The sequence below is a fragment of the Polynucleobacter sp. GWA2_45_21 genome (assembly GCF_001830325.1).
Taxonomy (GTDB): Bacteria; Pseudomonadota; Gammaproteobacteria; order Burkholderiales; family Burkholderiaceae; genus Polynucleobacter.
In genome coordinates this window covers 1-9,301 of record NZ_MHZG01000005.1, presented here as the reverse complement: position 1 = coordinate 9,301, position 9,301 = coordinate 1, and the positions used below count along the sequence as shown (strand labels likewise).

General features: G+C 43.1%; 10 protein-coding genes. 2 read left to right on the top strand and 8 right to left on the bottom strand.

Annotated features, from left to right (window positions below):
* Window positions 1-115: 115 nt before the first annotated feature.
* From A2X74_RS06300 to A2X74_RS06285, 4 genes are all read right to left on the bottom strand, one after another.
* Window positions 116-517 (bottom strand): hypothetical protein, encoded by a 402-nt coding sequence (locus tag A2X74_RS06300; RefSeq protein WP_293626682.1) that lies wholly within the window; start codon window positions 515-517, stop codon window positions 116-118.
* 79 nt (window positions 518-596) lie between these two features.
* Complete coding sequence (ttdB, locus tag A2X74_RS06295) at window positions 597-1,205, bottom strand: L(+)-tartrate dehydratase subunit beta (protein WP_293626685.1); 609 nt, start codon at window positions 1,203-1,205, stop codon at window positions 597-599.
* Window positions 1,202-2,122, bottom strand: coding sequence for a L(+)-tartrate dehydratase subunit alpha (gene ttdA / locus A2X74_RS06290; RefSeq protein WP_293626687.1), 921 nt, complete (start codon window positions 2,120-2,122; stop codon window positions 1,202-1,204). The genes ttdB and ttdA overlap by 4 nt, the downstream gene beginning before the upstream one ends.
* Window positions 2,123-2,153: 31 nt before the next feature.
* Window positions 2,154-3,116 carry a tripartite tricarboxylate transporter substrate binding protein gene (locus tag A2X74_RS06285; RefSeq protein ID WP_293626690.1) on the bottom strand — a complete coding sequence of 321 codons (963 nt, stop codon included), beginning with the start codon at window positions 3,114-3,116 and terminating at the stop codon, window positions 2,154-2,156.
* Between the two features lie 133 nt (window positions 3,117-3,249).
* Between A2X74_RS06285 and A2X74_RS06280 the strand changes: the two genes are divergently transcribed.
* A complete protein-coding gene (locus A2X74_RS06280; RefSeq protein WP_293626692.1) occupies window positions 3,250-4,167 on the top strand; it encodes a LysR family transcriptional regulator in 918 nt (305 codons plus the stop codon).
* Window positions 4,168-4,335: 168 nt separating this feature from the next.
* Here the strand turns inward: A2X74_RS06280 and A2X74_RS06275 are convergent, their stop codons facing one another.
* From A2X74_RS06275 to A2X74_RS06260, 4 genes are read right to left on the bottom strand one after another with little or no spacing between them, the layout of a single operon-like run.
* On the bottom strand, window positions 4,336-4,713 hold the full coding sequence (locus A2X74_RS06275) for a DUF202 domain-containing protein (protein ID WP_041484893.1): 378 nt from the start codon (window positions 4,711-4,713) through the stop codon (window positions 4,336-4,338).
* 56 nt (window positions 4,714-4,769) lie between these two features.
* Window positions 4,770-5,732 carry a tripartite tricarboxylate transporter substrate binding protein gene (locus A2X74_RS06270; RefSeq protein WP_293626698.1) on the bottom strand — a complete coding sequence of 321 codons (963 nt, stop codon included), beginning with the start codon at window positions 5,730-5,732 and terminating at the stop codon, window positions 4,770-4,772.
* A gap of 17 nt (window positions 5,733-5,749) precedes the next feature.
* Window positions 5,750-6,901, bottom strand: coding sequence for an acyl-CoA dehydrogenase family protein (locus A2X74_RS06265; RefSeq protein ID WP_015421414.1), 1,152 nt, complete (start codon window positions 6,899-6,901; stop codon window positions 5,750-5,752).
* Between the two features lie 4 nt (window positions 6,902-6,905).
* Window positions 6,906-7,688, bottom strand: coding sequence for an IclR family transcriptional regulator (locus tag A2X74_RS06260; protein ID WP_293626701.1), 783 nt, complete (start codon window positions 7,686-7,688; stop codon window positions 6,906-6,908).
* Window positions 7,689-7,835: 147 nt separating this feature from the next.
* On the opposite strand from A2X74_RS06260, the gene A2X74_RS06255 reads away from it, so the two are divergent.
* Window positions 7,836-9,038: a CoA transferase gene (locus A2X74_RS06255; RefSeq protein WP_293626705.1), complete on the top strand. Its 1,203-nt coding sequence runs from the start codon at window positions 7,836-7,838 to the stop codon at window positions 9,036-9,038.
* Window positions 9,039-9,301: the final 263 nt, after the last annotated feature.

The window sequence follows — 9,301 nt, the reverse complement described above, 5'->3', positions numbered from 1 at the left end:
ACAATTAAATGAACGCCCTAGAAAAACACTAAACTATCAAACACCGGCAGAACGTTTTGCTCAATCTGTTGCATCGACGGGTTGAAATCAAGACCCAAAGCAGACCTTGGCGAAGCTAGCTCATATGTGCACAGCAAATATCGAGCCAGCCATTTAATCTAGCTTTTTCATAAGGGTAATGAAATCTTTCCTTGAACTCGGAGCGCCTCTGGCATTGCCTGGCAATTTCTGCGCACCGCTCCAGTGTCCAAGTTACCGGCACAGCAGGCTTTCGTTTAAACCCGACAATGTGAGTGGTACATTTAGTTAACCAGCCCCTATTAATTGCTTTTTGATAGCTAACTGCGCTCCCTCTCTCCCACTCATCTCTTGTCTGGTATTTCTCTGCTTCTTCTTTACATAGGGCTAGAGTCCAATAACTATCATCAGATAACATTTGGTTGGCACACCAGGTTCTGACTGGGAAATTACTTCTAAAGGATTTAATAAAACTGCTTTGGATATTTTCAGAACGCATGAATTTTTCCTAACAATCAAACCTTTTTAAGTAATGACGTGGGCCACAAAGTAAGCTCACGTCATTTCATTAAAAGCTATTACTTAATAAAACGAATTTTCTCGTTAATCTTGCTCAGAATTGGGCCCTTCTTGGCATTGAAGACTTTCTTATTTTCTTCAATCAGGTTTTTGCCCTTAGTATCAATAGAGATAATTAGCGGTCCAAATTCTTTTACTCGGTTAACCCACAGTGTTTCTGGCATACCCAAGTCTTTCCATTGAGCATCTTCAATTTTCTCAACCTTAGTTGCCGCCAATACAGCACAGCCACCTGGGAAAATGGCATGAACCGCCTTGTTCTCCACGCAACCTTCTTGCGTTTCAATACCCATACCACCCTTACCAACAATTAACTTAACGCCTGTTTGTTTGATAAATTCCTTTTCAAACTTTTCCATGCGCATGGATGTTGTTGGTCCAATGGAAACCATTTCGTATTCGCCATCTTCCTTTTGACGAACGATCGGGCCAGCATGAAAAATCGCCCCGCCCTTAAGATCAACTGGCAACTCACGCCCCAACTCGATTAAACGACGGTGAGCAACGTCGCGACAGGTCACTAAGGTCCCAGTGAGATAAACCACATCACCAATATTTAATGCTTCTAAATCTTCGTCTTTGATAGGTGTTTGTAGAACTTTTCTCACAGCTTAAATCCTTCATGGGAAATAACTTCATACGATAGATCGGCATTAATCTTGATCTTGCCACGCCGATGTGCCCAGCAACCAGTAGATACAGCAACTCCAATAGTGGATGGGTGGCGAGCAGATGATTCAATGTTTACACCCATCACACTATTCGCGCCAGTTAAGCCTTGCGGGCCTAAACCTAATTCATTTAAGCCCTCAGTAAGCAACTCTTCCATCATTGCCGCATTTTCATTTGGGTGATTTGAAGTTACTGGACGCAAGATAGCCTTCTTGGATAAGCGGGCAGCAGTCTCTGCTGAAGTAGAAACACCAACACCAACCAATAACGGTGGGCAGGCATTTACACCGCGTGATGTGATGACATCAAATACAAACTCAGCAACACCTTCATAGCCTTGTCCTGGCATTAGCACCTTTGCGGCACCAGGCAATGTACAGCCACCACCAGCCATATAAACGTCGACGATACAGTGATCAGCTCCAGGGATGATTTCCCAATCAAGCCATGGAATCTTTGACCCAGTATTGGTGCCAGTATTTTTTTCTTCGAAAGTTTCAACTGCGTTATGACGTAATGGCCCTTCTTTGGTGGCACCTTGCGTAGCATTAACTAAAATATCTTCTAACTCTCCCAATAATGGGAAATTTGACCCCGCAGACAAGAAGTACTGAATGACTCCGGTATCTTGGCAACTTGGACGATCTAACTTATCTGCTAACTCTTGATTCTCGCGCATTGACTCAAAAACTTCTTTTGCCAAAAAGTTCACTTCCTTGCTTCTTAACTCACCCAGCTTAGTCGTGACATCTGTCGGCAAACGTTTGCCAATATACGCGGTGAACTTTGATAAAACATTTGTTAAATCAGCGACTGCTGCTTCCTTATCCGCAACGGATGATTGCTTGTCCACGGGTAATTTCCTTTATTAAATCAATAGATGGTTACTGAATAGTTATATTTGCAGCTTTAACAACTTCAGAGAACTTAGAGGTTTCTTCATTAATTTGCTTGCCCATTTCAGCTTGTGAATTACCCACTGGCTCAGCACCAATATCAAACATTTGCTTTTGGAACTCAGGCGTCTTAATGATCTTAACGATTTCAGTGTTAAGTTTGGCAGTGATATCTTTTGGCGTAGCGGCGGGCGCTAATAAGCCAAACCAAGTGCCAATATTAATTCCAGGCACACCAGCCTCTGCTAAGGTTGGGACGCCTGGCAATGTAGACGAACGCTTCGCGGTTGTGACTGCTAAGGGACGCAATTTATTCTCACGAATAAATGGCAATACTGGAGTAATTGTGTCAAACGACATAGTGACTTGACCGCCCAGCAAATCGGTTGTCAATGGAGCGCTTCCTTTGTATGGCACATGAAGCAACTTGGTGCCAGTAATCATTTGAAACTGGGTACCAATCATGTGTTGCGCTGTGCCGTTACCGTTTGAGCCATAAGAGAGCTCATCTGGTTTAGCTTTAGCAGCAGCAATGACATCCTTCACAGTCTTATAAGGCGAATTGGCGCTAACCACCATGATGTTTGGAACCAATGCCACAGTTGTAATTGGTGTGAAATCTTTTTCAAAACTATATGGCAATGTTTTGTAAACACTGGGCGCAATCGTGTGGTGAACGGCGCCCATAAACAGGGTATAGCCATCAGGATTGGATTTAGCAACTAAATTAGCGCCTAAGGTAGCTCCTGCGCCTGGCTTGTTTTCAACAATGACCGACTGACCAAGAACTGGCCCCAACTTCTGCGCAACTGTTCTTGCCAGCACATCTGTAGTTCCACCCGGCGGAAATGGCACCACAATCGTGATTGTTTTAGACGGATAGGATTGCGCTGATGCGCCAATAGCGCCACATAATAGCAATCCAGCCAAACTTGTTTTTGATATCTTCATTAACATCCCATCCCCTCCATGAGTAGTTTCCAGAGCCGATTGCTCATTGGAATATTGGCACTATATGCTGTATGGATATTAAAAAATCATGTATAAAGTTAAATCATAATTAACTTTTACTTAACAATAGAAAATGGCTAAAAGTATTAATCCCGCTGATTTAGGATTCTTTTCAACGCTCATCAGCTCTGGGAGTCTTGGGGCCGCCGCCCGTGAGCTTGGGGTGACAACTGCCGCAGTAAGTAAACATTTAGCGCAAATGGAATCTCGCCTAGGATTGGTGCTCGTAAATAGAACCACACGAAGAATGAGTCTTACCCATGAGGGCGAAATCTATCTAGACCATGCCAGAAGAATTTTGGGTGAAATTGATGATCTTGAGCATATGCTGTGGGGCTCAACAAAAGCTCCACAAGGCTTACTTAGAGTCAATGCGACACTCGGATTTGGACGCAGTCATATCGCGCCTTTAATAGCTGAATATGTAAAACAATTTCCACAAGTAGATATTCAATTACAGCTATCCGTAAACCCTCCCCCGATTACCGATGATGCCTATGATGTTTGTTTTCGATTTGGTCATCCACCTGACTCTAGATCAATTGCTAGGCTGATAGCCCCCAACAAAAGAATACTTGTAGCCTCTCCCGCCTACATTAAGCAATATGGCGAACCAAAGTCACCCAGTGAATTAATTAAACACAACTGTATTGGCATACGCCAAGGTGATGAGGGTTATGGACTGTGGCGCTTCTCGAGCGGTAAAGGTAAGTCAAAAAATGAATTTACCGATAGCGCAAAAGTGCGCGGTAACTTAACAACAAATGATGGTGGCATTGCCGTGAACTGGGCACTAGATGGCCGAGGCATTGTTTTGAGGGCTGAATGGGATGTCACACAACACCTTAAGTCCGGCAGATTAATACAGGTAATGAAAAACTTTGAAACACCAGATGCTGATATCTATGCTGTCTATGCTGAACGCCATAAAACATCTGTGAGGGTGAAAACATTAATTGACTTCGCTATTGCGTCATTTGGAGCCAGGTAGCTTTTATTGACAGTCCGTTATTGGCCGAAAGCAGCCAACAAGGATATAGAGCGACGGATACCCGATCCGATGAACAGTGAAGGCCCGAAATCGACCCATAAGGGGCTCTTGGAAAAGTCTTTTGTACTTGACTGCCCCAGAAAGTACTGGCATCTAAGCTTAATATATTTAAATTAAAAACCCGGATAGAAGCCAAAGCATCATCAAAAGACCACCAAAGAAAATCACATAACCAACTAATGGGGACATACACAAAAAGTAGCCAGGCGGAGTTTCTGCGTTAGATAGACTTTTTATAAATCTTTTATGCTGTATTGCAGATAACAATGAGAGGATTGTCCCAAGCAAGATCAATGACATTCCAACAAAGGCTGAAATAGCAGAATGCATTGGATTAATTTGGTTTGTTAAATTAAAGAATCTTACAAACAAACCAAATCTTTCCACTACAAAGCCCAGTGCAATGAATGCTAGGGCAGATCGCTGCCACGCCAATAAAGTTCTTTCAGCAGCAAAATATACCCTAGGATCATCCAAATAAGACATTTTTCTTCCCAATAATCAGAGAATTAAACCTGCAAATCTACAGCCAAATCAAGCTTTTAATCGGGCTTGATATTTCTTTGTGCGACTAAGGTTTTCCATTTTTGAATATCGTCACGAATAAATTTTGCAAACTGGTCTGAAGTTCCTCCAACAGTTTCCATACCCATATCAGCAAAGCGCTGCCTTACCTCAGGCTGGGACAAAATTTCATTAACATCCTTATTCAGGCGATCTACTATTTTTACCGGTAGCTTAGCTGGGCCAACTAGGCCAAACCATGTATACACCTCTGTGTTTTTATAACCCAACTCACCCAAAGACGGTACATCAGGCAAAAGGCTTGAGCGTGTGGAGCCAAATACTGCTAACACACGTATCTTTCCACTCTTCACATGAGGCAATGGAGAGATTATTGGATGAATTCCAGCATCAACCCTCTCCCCTAACAAATCAGTCACTGCAGGGGCGTCCCCTTTATAAGGAATGTGGTTTAAATTAGATTTAGCAAGGTTGTTAAACAACTCCAAAGCAAGATGAGGCGCTGTTCCATTTCCAGGGCTTGAAATATTTAAACCAGTAGGCTGCTTTGCAGATGCAGCCAATAGCTCGGCAACGGTTTTAATTGGTGAGTTCGCTGGCACCATCAAAAATAAAGGAGCCCTAACTACTTGCACAACTGGCGTGAAGTCTTTTAAGGTGTCGTAAGGAAGCTGTCCATACAGCGCTGGATTGGTTGTATGAGGTGCAGCAACCATTACAAAGTTATAGCCATCCGGCTCAGCTCTAGCAATTATTTCTGATGCTATCCGAATATTTGCCCCTGGCTTATTTTCAACAATAATTGTCTGTTGGAGTTTTGGTGATAATTTTTCTGCGATTACTCTAGTAGCTATATCGTTAGAGCCACCGGGTGCAAATGGAGAAATAAATTTTATTGATCTATTGGGCCACTCTTGCGCATTGGCAACTCCAGATGCAACAGCGATTGCGCACATCAAAAACATTAATATTTTTTTCATATAACCTCTTTTATTGATTATTTTAAAATTCGCTTAGCAATATTCAGTAAGTGAATTTGGCTAGTCCCCTCATACAACCTAAATAAACGCACATCTCTATACAGCATTTCTATTGGGCCACCTGTATCCGCACAATATCCAGCACCCCCAAAAATTTGTACTACGCGATCTGCCACCCTTCCGCACATTTCAGAGGCATAGTATTTGCAAATAGATGCTTGAGTGGCAATATCCTCGCCTCGATCTCTCGCCCTAGCAGTCTCCAGAACTAAACTTTTCGCAGCCTCTATCTCAACCTTACTTTCCGCCAACATAGCCTGGATCAGTTGAAATTCAGCGATAGGTTTTCCAAATTGCTCACGCTTTTTAACATGGGCAAGTGCTTCATCAAGCAGGCGTATTGCCGGGCCAATACACAAGGCAGCCAAATTGATTCGTTGCTTATTAAGAGCCTTCATGGCAGTCGTAAATCCGAGGCCCAACTCTCCGCCTAGAACATCAGAACCCGTGGCACGTACATCTTTTAAAAATACTTCAGATACTGGGGAGCCAGCTTGCCCCATTTTTTTGTGCTCTGGGCCAGTGCTAATCCCGGGAGTATCTTTGGAAATTAAAAATGCACTAATTCCCTTGTAGGACCGATCATTTAAGTCTGTTCTAGCAAAGACAGTAAAAAGATCTGCAATTGGGGCATTCGTTATGTAGCGCTTTGTGCCATTAATAAGAAACTCTCCATCCCCATCCAACAGGGCCGTTGACTTTAATGCAGTAGCATCTGAACCTGCCTCTGGCTCTGTCAACGCAAGGCATCCCGTTATCTCCCCCGATGCCAGCTTAGGTAGCCACTTTTCTTTTTGAGCTTGCGTACCATCTTGTACAAGCCCCTCAGAGCCAATACCTGTATTTGTTCCAGCCCTTGCTCGAAATGTAGTTGCCGCCTGAGATATTTCCATATTGGCAAGTGCCAACTCTTCGGTAGTGAGCCCGCTACCACCAAACTCCTGAGGGATACTCCAGCCAAAGTAGCCGTTAGTGCGCATCAACTCAACAATAGATTCAGGAATTTGATTGGCCTCCACCACAGCAGCCTCTGCTGGAATCGCTATATCCTTAACAAATTCACGGATACCCCTCAGTCGCTTCAGATTTAACTCGTCATTGGTTATCACTTGATCATCCTCTATTTAGATAGGCAGTACCGCCATCTCGCTCAATATTTCGTTTTGCTTCCAGTAAGAATGGCAGCACCTTTTTACTAATCTCTAATTGAGTTGGCTTTGATCCACTCATCGTGCAATTTAATGCAACAAGGGGATCATCATTGCTGCCTACCCTTAGCGGCACAGCCACTGCATAAACATCAGACTCCCAATCTCCGCGACTTAAGCAATAGCCATTTTTTTCATAAAACTCTTGATCCCGATGAAATATCTGAATGTCACGGCGGTGCTGGGTTGGATTTGCGACTTTTAATCGATTCAGGATAGATTTTTGCTCTAGATCACCTGATGCAAAAATTAAGGCACGACCAATCGAAGTGGTGAGCAATGGCCTACTACTTCCAATATCAGGCTTTAAAAAATTTCCACGATCTAGACGCAGTGCATCAACATAAATGACTTCAAGTCGTCCCAACATCCCCAAATTTACGGTCCACCTTGTTTTGGTGGCCAATTTTTCCATATGCGGCCTTGCAAGATGTCGAATATCCATTCCCGCTAACATTGGATATCCCAACATGAGGACACCGGGGGCAAGTCTGTATTTTTGTAAGCGCTCCACCCTGGCCAAATAACCCAACTTTTCAAGGGTATAAGTCAAGCGAGAAACCGTTGCTTTAGGCAGGGAAGTCTTTTCACATAGCTCACGATTACCCAGCAATTGATCGGTTGGGGTAAATGCACGCAACACATCTAACCCCCTACTAAGGTTAATAGCAAATTGGCGATCAATCATGATTAGAGACAAATTTCAACATAATCAAATCCTCTTACTTTCTAATTGAATACACAATCTATTCCAGCCACTGTTTCGCTCTGCGAAACATTAACCCAAACAATATCAAATTTGATTCAATAGGGTTTTAGCTCACAAATTAGACAAATGACCTCTCGCCCACCATTGCTTCAAGATGTTCGGATTTTGGATTTATCCACAGTCATTGCGGCACCCTTTGCTGCCACTTTATGCGCTGATCTAGGCGCTACAGTCACGAAAATAGAATTGCCAGACGGATCAGATGCTTTGAGGGGTCTGGCCCCGACAACCCCTGAGTATGCGCTTTATTGGAAAGCGGTAAATCGCGGAAAAACAGGTATTACGCTTGATGTGCGAACAGCTAAGGGTAAAGAACTGTTTCTAAAGATACTCAAAAATACTGATGTATTGGTAGAAAACTTTCGCACCGGAACTATGGATCGATGGGGCTTAGATCTAAAAACGCTACTCGAAGCCAACCCCAAATTATTAGTTTTACGACTAACGGGATTCGGACAAACTGGCCCCTATGCAGCAAGACCTGGATTTGCTCGCATTTTTGAAGCTATGAGCGGCTTAACCAATTTAATCGGAACTCCCGCTAGTGGGCCACAACACCCCAATTTGCCTATAGGAGACTTAGTAGCCGGTTTATTTGGTGCACTGAGTATTTCTGCCGCAATTGCTTCCATCAGAAGAGATCCATCGCAGTCTGGTTTTGAAATTGATCTCTCTGCAACTGAAGCCGTATTTCGATTATTAGATCCGCTGGCTGTAGAGTACGAGGTTCTGGGAGTTAATAGAACACATGAAGGAAACCGTGCCAGCTATACAGCACCCTCAAACATGTATCAAACCAAAGATGGGCTCTGGGTTACGTTAGTAGCCTCCTCAGATGCGATATTTAAACGCTTATGTACGGCCATTGGTAAAAGTGAATGGGTTGATGACCCTAGATTTTCATCAAACCCCAATCGATGTATCAATGTAGTAGAGCTAGATACTGGAATAGCAAATTGGTTTGCGCACAATAGGTATCTCGAAATTGAAAAATTATTGAATGAAGTTGGCATCCCCTATACCAAAGTTTATGGCATCAAAGATGTTCTAGATGATCCTCAGGTGAAAGCTAGAAATGGAATTATCCGACTGGTAGATACGGATCTTGGAAGCATTCCTGCACCATGTGTGGTGCCTCGTGTGTCAGATATTAAAATGGCGACCATCAAATCCGGGCCTAAGACCGGGGAAGATAATTCAACCTTTTACAAAACTCTAGGACTATCTGATCAAGAAATAAATACCCTGGAGAAAGATGGGATTATTTAAACGCCGATCAATACTCTTTGTAAGAACATGAATCGCTTAATGAAATTAACGACACAATCTATTGCCAACCCAGTAAAAAGCCATCCGAGGAATTTTTTAACGTTATTTGGCGGCTCAGGCAAGACTCGAGAACAGGTATAAGGGTTTCAATCTTTTACTCTTCTGTCTGCTATTGGCCTTGATTTCAACCCGTCGATGCAACAGATTGAGCAAAACGTTCTGCCGGTGTTTGATAGTTTAGTGTTTTTCTAGGGCGTTCATTT

What these genes read in the sequence shown, in the direction of transcription:
- A2X74_RS06300 (WP_293626682.1), bottom strand. Translation starts at nt 517, where the DNA reads ATGCGTTCTGAAAATATCCAAAGCAGTTTTATTAAATCCTTTAGAAGT.
- A2X74_RS06285 (WP_293626690.1), bottom strand. Translation starts at nt 3,116, where the DNA reads ATGAAGATATCAAAAACAAGTTTGGCTGGATTGCTATTATGTGGCGCT.
- A2X74_RS06280 (WP_293626692.1), top strand. Translation starts at nt 3,250, where the DNA reads ATGGCTAAAAGTATTAATCCCGCTGATTTAGGATTCTTTTCAACGCTC.
- A2X74_RS06275 (WP_041484893.1), bottom strand. Translation starts at nt 4,713, where the DNA reads ATGTCTTATTTGGATGATCCTAGGGTATATTTTGCTGCTGAAAGAACT.
- A2X74_RS06270 (WP_293626698.1), bottom strand. Translation starts at nt 5,732, where the DNA reads ATGAAAAAAATATTAATGTTTTTGATGTGCGCAATCGCTGTTGCATCT.
- A2X74_RS06260 (WP_293626701.1), bottom strand. Translation starts at nt 7,688, where the DNA reads ATGATTGATCGCCAATTTGCTATTAACCTTAGTAGGGGGTTAGATGTG.
- A2X74_RS06255 (WP_293626705.1), top strand. Translation starts at nt 7,836, where the DNA reads ATGACCTCTCGCCCACCATTGCTTCAAGATGTTCGGATTTTGGATTTA.